The organism is Synechococcus sp. UW140, from assembly GCF_900474295.1.
Classification (GTDB): domain Bacteria; phylum Cyanobacteriota; class Cyanobacteriia; order PCC-6307; family Cyanobiaceae; genus Synechococcus_C.
In genome coordinates, this window is the sequence record NZ_UCOB01000020.1 from 70,441 (window position 1) to 84,407 (window position 13,967).

Here is a 13,967-nt window from a genome sequence, read left to right on the forward strand (position 1 = left end):
TTGTGCGATGACGGCATTTCTCGAAGCGTTCTGGCATGGGGAGGGCATCGGCGATGGCGGTGACCTCGAGGAGGCGCTACAGGCCTATGTGTCCGTTAAGCCCGAAGACGGTGACTGGGAAGCCGCCTGCGCAGAAGAGGGAGCCGAGCCCAGGATTGAACGCTTTTCATCCTTTGATGCCTATCTCGACAATGAGGATCCATTGGAGACGATTGCTGTCAGCGCATCCATGATCAGCGAAGCCCTTGTGCAGCAGTTGCCCTGATGGTGGAGTCGTCCTTCGATTTCACGGCATTTACGGCCGTCAACCATCTCTGGCCCTCCTTTGTGGAGCGTTTGGGGACAACGCGGTCTCAGCAGGCCGTGCGTCAGGCCCTCGATCTACAGAGCATGCACGGCAAGGAAGGAACCGTGCCAGTGCTGTTCATTGAGACCTGTGGAATTGCTCTGGCCAGTTCGGTGCTGCTCAGGGAACAGACCGGCTTGAATGCCCATGGCAATGGAATGGTGCTCATCCTGTCTAAGCGAGCCCAGGAGCTGCAGTTGATCTGGGGCTGACTGGAAGATGCTTGAGCGGTCTGTGCTGGCGTTGGCTTCGCTCCCATCTCTGATCTGGTCGGCAAGGACCATCAAAGAAGGCATCTTTGATGCAACCGGGATGACACTTGGTCAGGACGCTTGCCTCCAGCCAACCCGGCACGATCTCATCGGCCAGGAACACCTTCGCCCGTCGGGTTTCTGCTCTGGAGTGTCGCCATCAAGATCCCCCGGAGCTCTTCCGAAGCCACGGTTGTCTAGGCCTGTTTGTGGTTGATCGGCCGATTGGTGAAATCTTCCGTCGTCATGAACGGATGGTTATGCGCTCAACGGTTGACGTTTCTCCCAGACACTCGCGGCGATGGTGGGTGATGACCTGACGTTTGGCGATTCAGTGTTTTGTAGACAGCACAACAAGGCGGCGGGCCAAGGAAGCCCGCCTATTGTCTTGCTCAAATCTTTGTCAAGTTGAGTTCCTCACGCCACTCCACCAGTGGTCGCTCCCAACCATCCTCCAAGCGGTAGCTGACGACACATTTTGCTTTCAGGCCCATTTCAAACCCACGGCTCAGGGCGTGGAGTAAATCCTCCAATGATTCGTCCTCTTGCAACGTTTGTAGCATCGAGCCAAAGATCAGCAGAACCGCTAGAGGAGAACGATTTTGCGCCAGGTTGAATGCTTGCAAGCCAATTTCTCCTATTCCATCGATGCCAAATCCGGTGAGCACATGCACGATATCGTGTGTCTCTTTAAGCCGGTGAATGATGAACTCTTTGTCGTTGGTGATCGGTGACGGGTCAATCAGATCGTTAGGTGTGATGCCTTGGCTTTTTAGTTGCGTTGCAAAACAGTGGCCCAAGCTTTCTGCCGGCAGCATTTCCAGTGCATCGAGGTTGATGGCCTCCGGTCGCCAGTTGTCCTGGATCATGACCGCAATGCCTGGCTGGCTCGCCATATGGCGCATCATCTGAGCCGCCATTGGGCTGCCCTGAATACTGGCAGCTACGGCATAAACACTTTTCAAGTCATCGGGATGCTGCAGGAATTGCCTCAGGCCAGACAGCATCCGCAACGACCGAATGCGCTCATCGAGATTGAACAGCATGGTTGGGGCGGCAAGATGCACTGAAGTTTTAGCAACCACATCACAGTGGCATTCAAAAAAATATATTATGATAATTTCTCTCGATGCCGATGAAGCCCCGATGTGTTTGGACACGCGGCTTAGTAAACAATGATCGCACAAGATCTAGCGCAGTCTCTTTGTGTTTATGGCCGGCATCACAGCGCTTTCAAGGCTCGTCTCCTGCTGACTTGCTAAAGAATTATGAATCCCTGATGGCTCCCGCTTTTTGTTCATTCTGTCAGGCATAATTGATCTCTAGAATAGAGAGCTGGCGCCACCTTTGCTGAAGGTTGTCGTTTGCAGGTTGATGTGGTGAATGCCTGTGATAGTGACAACAGTGTGGTGCGCAAGTTCCTCTATCCCGATCTGGCTCTGAGCTCGCTGGGTCTGGAGACTGAGTACCATGCCCGATCTGATTGAGCATTGTTTGACCTCATCAATAAAGACCAGATGGTGTAAACCCAGGCGAGTGATCTTCTTGCCCTTTCCTCTTGGTCTCGCGATCGAGTCTTGATGATCGGTGATGCGCCCATGCCACGAGTGCCTCTGCCGGAGTGGGGCTGTGCAGCGATTGCCGATGCTGCAACTTTGAAAGTCACAGGCCGATGCGGTGATCCAAGATTGCCGCCAAGGTTTTGATCATTCCGCCTCCGCTTCTGTCCGGGCCTGGACCAGGGATCTCATGTTCAGGCACATTCCTGAGCCCAAAATGCAGCAGATCGTGCAGGCGATGGTGAGTGGGCATGGATCCATTCAGGCCCGCACCACCGGCACATCGCTCAGTCGGGTTGTGGCGGCGCGCCCTAGTCGCTGACGCCGCATCATCCAGCTCGGTGCCATCCCGCAGGCGGCCCAGCCGACCGTGCCGTTTCCGTAGCGTTGATTCAGTCGGTCGATGGTGTGCATCAACGCCTCCCGTCGGTGTTGCTCCTTGGGGCTGCAGGGAACCAGCAGGTGGTGCTGCAGTTGGTTGGCTGCTTGGAGGTGCTGCATCAGGACGCCGGCTTTCGCCAGCGGCCGATGCGGCTGAAAAATGCGTGTGACCAGCGGAAGTGCTGCCTTCAGTAAAACGGTGGTGTCATTGCTGGGTAAGTCGAGCCTGGTGCTGGCTGCTTTGCTGTAAAACCCCGGACTGAAAGCGCTAGTACGGGTGTAGATCGTGAGGGCAGCGGTGTGTTGTCTCTGTTGGCGTAGTTTTTCAGCCGCGCGCACCACATAGGAGGCGATCGCTTCCCGTAGTTCTTCGATGTTGGTGATCGGTCGGCTGAAGCTTCGACTCACGCAGGTTTCCTGCTTCGGAGCTGGTGCCAGTGCTAGAGGCAGGCACGCTTGGCCTTGCAGTTCTCGCTGCAACCGACAACCCACCACGCCTGCTTTCGCTCGGAGTACGCCGGTGGGCATGTCGCGCAATTCCCTTGCATTGGTGATGCCGCGGCTTCGGCACCAATGGGCCAGCTTCCGGCCGATCCCCCAGACGTCTTCGATCGGGATCGCCTCCAGCCAGGGATCGGGATCGGCGCAGTGCCCCAGATCAAACACGCCGGCATGGGAGGACATTCCTTTGGCGAGATGGTTGGCGAGCTTGGCCTGGCCTTTGCTGCTTCCCAGGCCGATGGCAATCGGTAGCCCCAGGTTGCGTTTGATCTGGGCGCGCAGCAGCCGGGCCCATGCGTTCAGGTCGCCGTTGGCGGGCCTGGTGAGATGGGCGAAGGCTTCATCGATCGAATAGATCTCGAGCTCTTCCGCCTGGACCTCCAGCAAGCTCATGAGACGCTGGCTCATGTCGGCGTAGAGGGCGTAATTAGAGCTGCGCACCACCACATTCAGACGTTGGAGCTCCCGTTGGGCTTGAAAGAAGGGTGTTCCCATCGCGATACCCAGGGCTCGTGCTTCAGCGCTGCGGGCCACGATGCAGCCATCGTTGTTGGAGAGCACCACCACCGGCTTCCCCTGTAGGGCTGGATCAAAGCTCTGCTCGCAGGAGGCATAGAAGTTGTTGGCGTCGATCAATGCGATGGCCTGGGGCATCAGAGTGGGTGGATCACGTGTATGGCTACGCCCCAGATCTGCACATCGATGCAGCGCTGAAGCTCCAGGTTTGGATAGTCCGGATGGGCGGCCTCCAGATGCAGACCATGCCCATCACGCATCAGGCGCTTGAGCGTGAAGGCGCCATCCAGCACGGCTACAACCACTCGGCCCGGCCTGGGCTCGAGGCTGCGGTCCACTACCAGCAGGTCGCCGTCATGGATGCCGGCACCGATCATTGAGTCGCCGCTGACGCGTAAGAAGAACGTGCTGCTGGGGTGGTGAATCAGCTGCTCATTGAGGTCAATCCCGACGTCCACATAGTCGTCGGCTGGGGAGGGAAACCCTGCTGCGACGCGTGCTTCGGCGAGGGGGAGTGTAAGCAGACGGCGCCGGGACCGTAGCGGCAGCGGCGTGTTCGGGAGCTCCAACGCGCGAACCATGCATTTGACCTTAATGGTACAGATGTTCTATCAGGTGGAGTGGTGTGGTCGCGGCCCGGTGGCGGAGGATGCTTGCTCAACAAGGCTTTTCGCGATGGCTGATGCCCCTTATCTCGTTGCTCTGGCGTTGATGGAGCAGAACGGACGCCGTGCCCTGCCGCTGGGAGGACGATCTCTGCCGGCAGATTCCGCCTCTGGTTTGACCGGTGACAGTCCCCATGCGATCGCCCGTGAGCTGGCTCTCGAGTTGCTGCTGCGGGTTTGGCAGCGCAGCGATGAGGGCTCGCTGCAGAGGGCGGCGGGCCCCGTCAGTTTGCTGTTGGTGGAGTTGCCGATGGAGCGTCTCCCGGAGGATCTGCCGGCGCTCAAAGCGGCTTGGCTCAACACAGGTGACACCGTTGCCTTTGAGGAGGGACTGCAGGCGATCGTTGGGCGGGCCTGGACGGTTGCCATCGAGAAGTTTCAGCCACTCACCTTCACGCCTTGGCCGCGATGAGCTCGGCAAGAGCGTCAGCGATCAATGCCTGGTCGCTGCAGTCGAAGTGAACGCCGTCGAGCTGGGATGGGCTAGCGACGGTCTGCACGTTGAAATAGATCACTCCCATCTCCGCTGCTAGCTGGCGATAGAGCTCGGCCACGGCGATCGACTTCTCGTCGGCGCCTTCAAATCCCCAGGCCAAGGACTGGGGAGTGATCTGGATGGCAGGAGGCGTCATCAGGATGATCGCCGGAGCGTGCACGGGCATGGCTCTGGGGCCACAGTCATGGGCTCTGCGGATGTCGTGAATGAGGATCTGCGCCCCTGTGGTGATCTGTTCAGCCGCAAGGTTGAGATAGGCCTTGCAGTCATTGCATCCGAGGGCCAGAACCACCGTATTGAGAGGTTTGTGGCTGTGGAGAGATGTCATCAACGTGCGCCGGCCGCTGCAGCTGTAATCCGCTCCATAGCGCGCTGCACCGATGGGATCGTCCAGCAGCCAGGTGCGGGAATTCAGCCCTTCTTCAATGACATGCCATTGCAGGGCAGGTCGACGCTCGTGGAGATTCTCTGCCAGTTGCTGTGGCCAGCGCAGACCATCGGCAATTCGACCACTGCCATTGGGATTGAATCCCCAGGTGTTGGAATCACCGAAACAGAGGATGCGTCGGTGGTCAGGCAACGGCGGCTCAGCGTCCGTCACGTTCGGCGATGGCTGCATCCAGGGAGATACCCCGTGTTTCTGCAGTCGTGACAAGGCGGTAGGCCGTGAGGCGATCGTTCACGACATGGCAGTGATCGCCGGCGTCGCAGATGCGGAAGCGACCGCCTTGGATGAAGTCAGCGGTGAATCCGGAGGAGGTTCTGAGCATGCGCATGATTGGCTGTCTCCGGTTGGAGTCATCCTCGGACTGACTGGGCCTGCGCGCTTGAGGAGGAATACCTAAAGCAGGCGACGAATTAAGCGATTGCTCTCATTCATCCCTGCGTCACCTTGTTTAGACCGGACGTACCCCTGGAGGTGGAAGTGATGCATTCGTCAGCCATGTCAACGACACCCAGCAGTGGAGAGTCGTCCCCGGCGTGTCGTTGGCCTCCCAGGCCTCGGGTGATTCAGTCGCTCCTTAGCCTGGCCTGGAGACATCCTCGCTCTGAACGTCCCGCCTGGTTGCGGGCTGAGGTAGGCGAGCCTTTAGGTGCAGATGCTCAGCCATTTGGCGAATAATTAAGCATCGTCTCATTAAGCATCGTCATGCTTCAGCCGTTCAAGACCTGCTCGGCTCAGGTGGGTTGTCAAACCGCTTCTTCGCTTGACTTCAACTGCCACTGAAGGGTGGTGGTGCAGTGGTCAGCTGAGATTGACGAGAGCTGGATCCTGGCGGAGGACGGAGCGAGGGGAGTGATGGGCTCAGCCGTGTTGAGCGTGAAGGCAGAGGTGAGAGCTAGCAGGGCTCCGATCAGACCAGATTCAAACGACATCAGTGATTCAGGCTGGTGGAGGCTCTGACCTCCGGATGTCATCAACGTCGCTGTTCTGGTCAACCGATTCGATAATTCAGCTCACAAACTGCTGTGATGCTGGTCACAACCCAGACCCATGGCTGTGGAAGCAAGGCGGAGATTGGCCCGTTCGAGCTGACGTTTTTTACTGTCTACAAGGTGGTGACTGGAGACCACACAGCATGATTCAAAACCATCTTGCTGGAGGCACACCCTCAAACAGCCATCCTCCAGCGTGGTGACATGCATGACGATTCCTGCTGAATGATGGGGTCATCGTGCGAGCTCTGCAGCGATGCGACCAGGGGCATTTTTGCCTAAAGCCGTCCTGCTTTGGTATCGGATATCAGCAACCAAGGCGATGACAAGTGCTGAGACTGGTAGAATGATCAAGGCTATTTTGGTCAGGAATTAAGAGTCAATCCCTAAACTCACCGCTAAGCTTGCGAGGGAATTAACTCTGTCATGGCTGATCACAACTCAAAGCACTTCCAGCTCATCAAGTTGGAAGACTCATGGATGCTGAAGACATCTCATGTAATCAAAGATCAAGACGGTGATTGGCTGCTAAGCAGAACAGAGCTTCAAGAATTGATGGCTTTACTGGAATCGGCCAGTGATGATATTTAGAGATGCTACATGGTGCAGTGTTTGATCACTGCGCTGCTTGAAAGCCATCCAAAGACCAGTGAATGAATGGAGTTGGTCGGGATTGCATATTTCTATTCTGGGCAAATGATAGATACCTGAGCCTCGAATTGCTTAAAGGATCAGGGGGCAAGCGAACTGATGGTTAAGAGGGAGGCATTCAAGTCTTAAACGGTGAAATAAACTCACTCGCCCCCTCTGATCAGAGTGCACACCAGCAGATGCAGCTTCGGATCGATAGGTCACGTTCAAGACAGGGAGCTTGGCTGATGGCTGTTCCCTATTCCGTGGTTAAAAGCAGTAGCAGGCTGATACTCAAGATCAAACCTGGGATTGATCCGGCTCGATCATGGACTTTCAGCTAGGTCTGAATCAAGAGGATTGCTGCACGAAGGCAACGGACTTGGATTGACTCATTTGCTACAGGTAGGGCGTGGGTATGAGGTCAGCCAGGAGGTCAACGTATACATGCAAAGCGAGTGCTCGGATTAAGGTCTCCGAATAGCCGTGAGATTAAACTCAGATGAGCCTCAGTCAATTTGAAGTGGCCGTTGGTGGTATCAGCTCTATCCCCGTACTATCAGCAATTATATTTGGTCTCTACAAAGGCATGGGCGAGAAAAATCTAGTCAGTACGCAGACAAAGAAGAAAACCACTGCGACGACTACTGCGAAAAGCTCGGCGAAGAACACAAAGGGCGATCAAAAGCCGACAGACAAGCCAGATAAGACATCAACTAAGCAAGCAGAGAACACTGCTCAGGCTGAAAAGTCAAAAGTTAAGCAGCCTAATTGAACTGAGAGGCTAAGCCAGCGAAGCCTGATCATTTCTATTCAAACGGAATGGGATGTAAAACAGTCCACAGATGATCGGCTGGTTGAGTTTGATCTGATATTCACTCTTCTCCGTCAGAAAGCATTGCCGAATGAATATTTGTAGGCAAACAGCTTTATCGAACCAATGGATGTGGTTTGACCGAATCGATTTATTGTTGTTAATACGAGCGTAGAAGCCCTAAGTGTTGGCCGAGTAAAGCTTTTGATAGTAACATTTAATGTCTCTCATGATTCCTTTTGGTGAGATGCATAAATGTTGGGAGATCTTTGAATAAGGCCAGTTTTGTGCACGAAGAGCAATAGCCATGGCGAGCCGCTTCTCTCGCCATTCATACATTGATCCCAATGAGTATGAAAATCGCATTCGAGTTCTGAGTCATGGATCACTTTTATACCCTGCATGCATAAGTGACAAAGAACAAACCGTACGGAGCGAGGTTCAGGTGATACAGGGAAGATGCACAAGAAGGGTGCCGGAACGACGTCTTAGACCCGTTACAGAAGTGCTTTGGTCTTTGCCGATAAACGCTCAAAAGATTCAGGGTCCAAAAGATGTGCGCCCATGTAAAATACGTACAGACTTAAATGTGCTGTATTTGACAATGCTTGGTACTTGATAATACGACGGCAAAAAGCTATGTAAACACCAACAGTATTGGATTGTTGATGAGGACTAGCTTCGAGAAGCCATCTCATTCAAATCATGCAGTCCTATGGGAATCCATCAGTCACATACGACTGGTGGGCAGGTAATTCTGGTGTAGCGAAACGATCAGGGTCATTTATTGCGGCACACGCTGCCCATGCCGGCCTCATCATGTTTTGGGCAGGTGCATTTACTCTGTTTGAGCTAGCTCACTACGACCCATCGATTGCTCTTGGTGAGCAAGGTCTCATTTTGCTGCCCCATCTGGCGGGATTAGGTTTTGGCTACGACGGGGTTGGAACACAGCTAGATCAACAGCCCTACATCGCTATTGCAGCCTTTCACCTGGTTTCATCTGCAGTGTTGGGAGCTGCAGGCTTATGGCACACGCTTCGCGCACCCAAAGACTTGGGTGAAGCAGAGGGACGAGCCAAGAAGTTTGACTTTGCCTGGGACGACCCGAAGAAACTCAGCTTCATTCTTGGCCATCACCTAATCTTTCTCGGTTTAGGTGCCATTGCCTTTGTGGAATGGGCCAAGCATCATGGAATTTATGATGCTGCTTTGGGAGCAGTAAGAACGGTTGAACCAAACATTGATTTGGGGATGGTTTGGGGTTATCAGACCAACTTCCTTTCAATTTCCAGTCTTGAAGATGTAATGGGTGGCCATGCGGTATTGGCCTTTGCTTTGACCATCGGTGGTGTATGGCACATCATCAGTTCTCCTTTTGGGCCATTTAAAAAGGTTCTGATTTTCAATGGGGAGTCAATTCTTTCCTATTCATTGGCAGGTCTAGCACTGATGGGTTTTGTAACTGCGATTTGGTGTGCGCAGAACACAACCATCTATCCGGTTGAGCTGTATGGAGAACCTCTGAAACTTCAATTTGCATTCTCACCTTACTTTTCTGATACTGCTCAGATTGCAGGCGATGCACATACGGCACGTGCATGGTTGGCGAATACCCATTTCTACCTAGGCTTCTTCTTTCTTCAAGGCCATTTTTGGCATGCACTACGTGGTATGGGCTTTGACTTCAAAAAAGTTGGTCAAGCACTCGACAACCTAGGGGAGAGTAAAGTTAGCTAATCTATAGTTCGATCCTCTGCCTCGAGCTGTGATCACACTCAGGCGTTATGCTCTGCAGTCCCCCTAGTTGAAGGGGGATTTTTTTGGGTAGCTATAGGATTAAATATCACATAATAACGTGTCGAAAATCATCTCTCTTCGTATCGCATCAAAGCAAAAGTTGGCAGTCTCTGGATAAATTAACATCAAATAGATACCATGATGAAGCTCAAGCAACTGATTTCGATGGGATCCCTGGGTTTGCTTATCGGGGGATGTTCCTTGAACAATCATGCTGATACACAGACAGAGATGTCTAGCAGTCAGTTAATTGATTTGATGCACGATGGTGGATACATTCTTTATATTCGCCATGCTCAAACAACTGAGGACTGGGCTGATCAAGCATCACCACAGTTAGATATTAATGATTGCTCCACTCAGAGAAAGCTCAGTTCAAAAGGGATCAATCAGGCAGAACAGATCGGAGAAGGGATTAAATTCCATGCAATCCCAGTAGAGTCTGTCAAAACAAGTGAATACTGTAGAGCATGGCAGACCGCAGATATTGTATTTGGCCAATATCAGAAAACTGATCAGCTTAATTTCCTGCCTTGTGAGACATGTAATCAAGATCAAATATCTCAATATAAGCAACGAATAGATCCCCTACTCAATCAAACTCCAAGTGTTGGAAAGAATATTGTTTTAGTAGGACATGATGATCCATTTGAAGCCTCAACTGGAATCTATCCTGAGCCAATGGGAGTGACCTATGTCATTAAGCCGATTCCCAATCAACCCCCAAAAATCATTGGCAAGCTTACAGCTGAAGAATGGATGGTTAAATGAATTATAAGAGCACTGCTAACACTTCAAATAAACCACAAATCGTTGACGTTTACCTGTCTTCGGTCACAGCACAAGTGATTAATGAAACTGATCTTCAATGGCTAGAGAGCAACCAATGGGATGACACATCAGATAAGAAACTAGTAGCAAAACTCTTATCAGAGGTTCGTTCTGGATGGATCAAAATTAAAACTAGAACCAAGGTCAAGGACTATTCAAGTTATTACCAATGAATTCCTATTGTCAACTCAAGCCAAACTCACTCGAAAAACCCATAGAACTGTTGTGGATTGATCTACAGCCAAGTCTCAAGCCTTTTAGCAAACGTTTATCTTGCGAACTGGCAACTATTAACCAGATTGTTAGACGCTGGGAGTTTCACCAAGAACCTGACGAATATTGCACAACACAACTGATCGATTCCTATCTACTTGAAGAACTTCGCAAAAACAAAGATGAAAAGCCAATTTTGATTGGCCATGGAATCAGTGGCCTCTTCGCTAGCAATTTTGCCGCTAAATATCCTGATCTAGTTGAAGGGTTGATTCTTATTTCAGTTGACACAAAGGCTTCAAACTATTGGTTTTCTCATTATTATCAAATGAGGAATTTATACGAAAACCTTGGACGCCAACAGGTTATTAATCATTTGGTGCCAATGTTGCTTGGTAGCGACAATCGAGTTGATCATCAAAAGATAAGTAGTTTATTCCTCAACACACTCGACAAGGAATACTGCAAAGGCTCAGTCCTTAAGCCTATTAATATGGAATCGATAAAGATCCCCCAAAATCTACCTGTTCTGGTGCTAGTTGGTGATAAAGACTTTGTTGTTGATCGACAGTCAAAGCAACGCTGGGAAAATCTACTAAAAAGTGGTGACAGATTTGCTTTTATTGAAGATGGTTATCACTTCCCGCAGCTTTTTAAGTCGAAGCAATGTGCATCAGAAATTGAACGATTTCTGATGATGACATGCAATTTATCAATCCCTAACACACTCACCCTTTTACCTGGCTAATGACGGATTCATTTGATTACGATGTCATCATTATTGGTGGTGGCCCAGCGGGGTGTAGTTGTGCATTGTACACATCCAGATCATCGCTGAAGACACTGATCCTCGATAAAAACCCTGGTGCTGGAGCATTAGCAATTACACATAAAATTGCAAACTACCCAGGCGTCAAAACGAGTATTTCAGGTTTAAACCTGCTTGAGATGATGCGTGAGCAGGCTCTTCAATATGGAGCGGAGTACAAGGTTGCTCAGGTCTATGGTGTTCAACTAGATGAGGACTACAAGTCAGTCTTCACTCCAGATGGTGTCTATCGGGGTAAAGTTCTTGTGTTAGCCACTGGAGCAATGGCTCGGGAGAAGACCTTTGAGGGAGAGGAAGCATACCTTGGTAGAGGCATCAGCTACTGCGCAACATGTGATGCTGCCTTTTTCAAGCAACAGGATGTGGCTGTATATGGTTCAAACCAAGAGTCGATTGATGAATCTCTCGTGTTGGCGAAGCTTGTTAAGCAACTCTACTGGATTCAACCTTCTAAACCCTCAAATAAACTAACTAATATCGATACTTTGACTGACAAGGCTAATGTTTCTATTTTAAAACGTACTAGTCTCGTCTCTATTCAAGGTGATTCAGAGGGAATACAGTCTTTAATGTTATACGAGAAATCAAACTCACGCAAATTCGAGCTCAGTATTGATGGTGCTTTTATTTATGCTGACGGGACAAAACCGATTATCGATTTTCTGCATGGCCAAATTCCATTGGATCAATATGGCGGTGTAAAAACAGATGCAGAATTGAAAACAGAGATGGATGGTGTTTGGGCGGTTGGTGATATCCGTAATACACCTTTTAAGCAAGCTGTAGTGGCCAGTTCTGACGGCTGTATAGCGGCTATGTCGATTGATAAATACCTCAATACCAGATCCGAATTCAAGGTCGACTGGGTTCACCGATAATAAAGGTGGGCAGGAATTATTATTCCTGCCCTGATGTATCACAAGGACGATTTTATTTGTCCGACCCAGTTCTGTAGGCGCTCATCTGATAGATCAGGCTCATTATCCTCGTCAATTGGAAGACCACAAAACTTGCCATCAACTACACTTTTAGAGGCATTATATGTATAGCCATCAATATCTACCTTGCCTACTATATTCGCTCCAGCAGCTAGAAATGCTGTATATAGCTCTTCCATAGCATCGCAGAAAAAGTCTGAATACGAAGAGGAATCTCCAAGGCCAACGATGGCTACAGTTTTACCAGCAAAGTCCATATTTGGAATTTCGGTAACATGTTCATCCCACGATGTACCGGAACGTCCTTCATCCGCACCAGTATTCCAAGTTGGTACGCAGCAGATTAATGATTCAGCATTCACAAGTTCGTCTGCGGACCCGAGATCATCCACATCTTTGGCTTCCGAGCCGGGTAGGAGTTCTTTTAGACGGTCAGCGATATCTTCTGTTTTACCAGTGGACGTTGCGAAGAAAATTGTGGGGCTCATGAAAAAGCAATCTGAACACTTTTATATTGAACCGTCATGCGCTTAAGCGCCTTGATCAATGAGCGTTAAGAGGGTGATCTTTTATTCACGCTTTAACCTCATAATTGCTCTCTCGTATCGGCGATGCTATTACTTGAAAGTCGAAAAAATGACAATGCCTCTTCGAGGCCAATAGTCCGGATTAACTGAAGCCAATTGTTGCGTTCCTTTGTATTTGACTCGATATGGTCAATAAACTCCTCGAGAACTGAATTCGACCATAGTGGCATAGGGATCACCTTCTTGGTTCTCATGGAATCAACCCGGTGCATAGCCATTCATAAGGAATTACTTTCAATGCGGTTGTAGTGAATGATTCAATGCTTTGTAACCTCTGCACATGAGCACTCTATAAATTTGTGCTTGGCTTTCCGATTTAGCAGTTGATTTGAATATTAATCGATCATTCTAATATTTATGAGTTGATGATTATTGAGGATCCCAATTTTTCGGTTCTAGATTAATTGGTTTGGCAGGATTGTCGGGTATAGGCTATGTGTATCTGAAATGGCTGATGGCATTTGTAGTTTCTTCTGCTCAATCTATCTTCCCGTGATCTGAGCTCGTTGGTTCCCTATTTTTCTTTTCTTGAGTTTTGGCTACTGATCGAAGTTCCGCGGGCAACTTTCATCGTACCTATCGTTTCAAGTGCAATGGGTTGAAATTCGTTGAACCATCGATCAACGGCTTCTCGCTCTTCTTCTTCGCATCGTGCCAGGAATTCTATAAGGCGTAGATCCATCGTGTTTAAGGGGTCTCTCAATAGGATGCCTTGCCTTGTTGGGGCTTGACGTCTGCTCCATACCAATGCTTGTTTTATTTGATTCTCACATGTGTAGCCAAGTGATTCTTTCACTGCGTCTATACGATCCCTAGTCACCATTCCTCTCTCAAGCCATTGATTCTTTGGTCTCTTGCCGAAATGCAAGCATCTTCATTTGGGCTAATTTTTGGTATGTGTGTTTTTTGATCCGCAAAACTGCCGCTGGCCCAAGTCTTGATGATTTATGTGCTTCGTTGAGAAGTTTTTCGGTGTTCTCGTTAAGCATCACGGTATCCCAGGTGGCAGAGAGGAAGCCATCACCTCTCTGACCCGGGTGACTCAAGGTGTCGACCACCCAAGAGTCTTCATGACTTTATCGGTGATGGAGTCATTGGGCGGAGGATTGGCTCTTCTCCCTCTGCTTATTTGGTTATCTTGTTTGTGACCAATGTTGCACCCGCTCGTTCTAA

The 13,967-nt window shown here is 50.2% G+C and carries 15 protein-coding genes; 8 read left to right on the forward strand and 7 right to left on the reverse strand.

Features of this window, described 5'->3' with window-relative positions; genetic code table 11:
* Positions 1–7: 7 nt before the first annotated feature.
* Both DXY10_RS07735 and DXY10_RS07740 read left to right on the forward strand, forming a co-directional pair.
* Positions 8–265, forward strand: coding sequence for a hypothetical protein (locus tag DXY10_RS07735; protein WP_115018144.1), 258 nt, complete (start codon positions 8–10; stop codon positions 263–265).
* Positions 265–558 carry a hypothetical protein gene (locus tag DXY10_RS07740; RefSeq protein ID WP_115018148.1) on the forward strand — a complete coding sequence of 98 codons (294 nt, stop codon included), beginning with the start codon at positions 265–267 and terminating at the stop codon, positions 556–558. The genes DXY10_RS07735 and DXY10_RS07740 overlap by 1 nt, the downstream gene beginning before the upstream one ends.
* A gap of 431 nt (positions 559–989) precedes the next feature.
* On the opposite strand, the gene DXY10_RS07745 is transcribed toward DXY10_RS07740, so the two are convergent.
* From DXY10_RS07745 to DXY10_RS07755, 3 genes are all read right to left on the reverse strand, one after another.
* A complete protein-coding gene (locus tag DXY10_RS07745; protein WP_371411134.1) occupies positions 990–1,757 on the reverse strand; it encodes a Coq4 family protein in 768 nt (255 codons plus the stop codon).
* Positions 1,758–2,417: 660 nt separating this feature from the next.
* Positions 2,418–3,692 carry a Y-family DNA polymerase gene (locus DXY10_RS07750; RefSeq protein WP_115018151.1) on the reverse strand — a complete coding sequence of 425 codons (1,275 nt, stop codon included), beginning with the start codon at positions 3,690–3,692 and terminating at the stop codon, positions 2,418–2,420.
* Entirely contained in the window at positions 3,692–4,135 is a 444-nt protein-coding gene (locus DXY10_RS07755; RefSeq protein ID WP_170955744.1) for a LexA family transcriptional regulator, read from the reverse strand. Before DXY10_RS07755 ends, DXY10_RS07750 begins: the two co-directional genes overlap by 1 nt.
* Positions 4,136–4,229: 94 nt before the next feature.
* Here DXY10_RS07755 and DXY10_RS07760 point away from each other — a divergent pair, with 94 nt between their 5' ends.
* Positions 4,230–4,631, forward strand: coding sequence for a hypothetical protein (locus DXY10_RS07760; protein ID WP_115018269.1), 402 nt, complete (start codon positions 4,230–4,232; stop codon positions 4,629–4,631).
* Here DXY10_RS07760 and DXY10_RS07765 read toward each other — a convergent pair.
* The 3 genes from DXY10_RS07765 to DXY10_RS07775 all read right to left on the reverse strand — a co-directional run bounded on the left by DXY10_RS07765 (position 4,612) and on the right by DXY10_RS07775 (position 6,092).
* Positions 4,612–5,316 (reverse strand): SGNH/GDSL hydrolase family protein, encoded by a 705-nt coding sequence (locus DXY10_RS07765; RefSeq protein ID WP_244282066.1) that lies wholly within the window; start codon positions 5,314–5,316, stop codon positions 4,612–4,614. The two genes, DXY10_RS07760 and DXY10_RS07765, sit on opposite strands and share 20 nt — an antisense overlap.
* Entirely contained in the window at positions 5,303–5,485 is a 183-nt protein-coding gene (locus tag DXY10_RS07770) for a hypothetical protein (protein ID WP_170955745.1), read from the reverse strand. Before DXY10_RS07770 ends, DXY10_RS07765 begins: the two co-directional genes overlap by 14 nt.
* 421 nt (positions 5,486–5,906) lie before the next feature.
* The gene (locus tag DXY10_RS07775; RefSeq protein ID WP_136989116.1) at positions 5,907–6,092 is read right to left on the reverse strand and encodes a hypothetical protein; all 186 of its coding nucleotides are present in this window, start codon (positions 6,090–6,092) and stop codon (positions 5,907–5,909) included.
* Positions 6,093–7,284: 1,192 nt separating this feature from the next.
* Here DXY10_RS07775 and DXY10_RS07785 point away from each other — a divergent pair.
* From DXY10_RS07785 to DXY10_RS07805, 5 genes are all read left to right on the forward strand, one after another.
* Positions 7,285–7,557: a hypothetical protein gene (locus tag DXY10_RS07785; RefSeq protein WP_115018166.1), complete on the forward strand. Its 273-nt coding sequence runs from the start codon at positions 7,285–7,287 to the stop codon at positions 7,555–7,557.
* 744 nt (positions 7,558–8,301) lie between these two features.
* Entirely contained in the window at positions 8,302–9,336 is a 1,035-nt protein-coding gene (locus DXY10_RS07790; protein ID WP_115018169.1) for a chlorophyll a/b binding light-harvesting protein, read from the forward strand.
* A 198-nt stretch (positions 9,337–9,534) separates the two neighbouring features.
* Positions 9,535–10,167, forward strand: coding sequence for a histidine phosphatase family protein (locus DXY10_RS07795; RefSeq protein ID WP_115018173.1), 633 nt, complete (start codon positions 9,535–9,537; stop codon positions 10,165–10,167).
* A gap of 283 nt (positions 10,168–10,450) precedes the next feature.
* A complete protein-coding gene (locus DXY10_RS07800) occupies positions 10,451–11,188 on the forward strand; it encodes an alpha/beta fold hydrolase (RefSeq protein WP_170955746.1) in 738 nt (245 codons plus the stop codon).
* A complete protein-coding gene (locus DXY10_RS07805) occupies positions 11,188–12,147 on the forward strand; it encodes an NAD(P)/FAD-dependent oxidoreductase (RefSeq protein ID WP_115018179.1) in 960 nt (319 codons plus the stop codon). The genes DXY10_RS07800 and DXY10_RS07805 overlap by 1 nt, the downstream gene beginning before the upstream one ends.
* Positions 12,148–12,185: 38 nt before the next feature.
* Here DXY10_RS07805 and fldA read toward each other — a convergent pair whose 3' ends face one another.
* The gene (fldA, locus tag DXY10_RS07810; RefSeq protein WP_115018182.1) at positions 12,186–12,695 is read right to left on the reverse strand and encodes a flavodoxin FldA; all 510 of its coding nucleotides are present in this window, start codon (positions 12,693–12,695) and stop codon (positions 12,186–12,188) included.
* Between the last annotated feature and the right edge of the window lie 1,272 nt (positions 12,696–13,967).

Coding starts and splice junctions, on each gene's coding strand:
- DXY10_RS07735 (WP_115018144.1), top strand. CDS start 8: ATGACGGCATTTCTCGAAGCGTTCTGGCATGGGGAGGGCATCGGCGAT.
- DXY10_RS07740 (WP_115018148.1), top strand. CDS start 265: ATGGTGGAGTCGTCCTTCGATTTCACGGCATTTACGGCCGTCAACCAT.
- DXY10_RS07750 (WP_115018151.1), bottom strand. CDS start 3,692: ATGCCCCAGGCCATCGCATTGATCGACGCCAACAACTTCTATGCCTCC.
- DXY10_RS07755 (WP_170955744.1), bottom strand. CDS start 4,135: ATGGTTCGCGCGTTGGAGCTCCCGAACACGCCGCTGCCGCTACGGTCC.
- DXY10_RS07760 (WP_115018269.1), top strand. CDS start 4,230: ATGGCTGATGCCCCTTATCTCGTTGCTCTGGCGTTGATGGAGCAGAAC.
- DXY10_RS07770 (WP_170955745.1), bottom strand. CDS start 5,485: ATGCTCAGAACCTCCTCCGGATTCACCGCTGACTTCATCCAAGGCGGT.
- DXY10_RS07775 (WP_136989116.1), bottom strand. CDS start 6,092: ATGTCGTTTGAATCTGGTCTGATCGGAGCCCTGCTAGCTCTCACCTCT.
- DXY10_RS07785 (WP_115018166.1), top strand. CDS start 7,285: ATGAGCCTCAGTCAATTTGAAGTGGCCGTTGGTGGTATCAGCTCTATC.
- DXY10_RS07790 (WP_115018169.1), top strand. CDS start 8,302: ATGCAGTCCTATGGGAATCCATCAGTCACATACGACTGGTGGGCAGGT.
- DXY10_RS07795 (WP_115018173.1), top strand. CDS start 9,535: ATGATGAAGCTCAAGCAACTGATTTCGATGGGATCCCTGGGTTTGCTT.
- DXY10_RS07805 (WP_115018179.1), top strand. CDS start 11,188: ATGACGGATTCATTTGATTACGATGTCATCATTATTGGTGGTGGCCCA.
- fldA (WP_115018182.1), bottom strand. CDS start 12,695: ATGAGCCCCACAATTTTCTTCGCAACGTCCACTGGTAAAACAGAAGAT.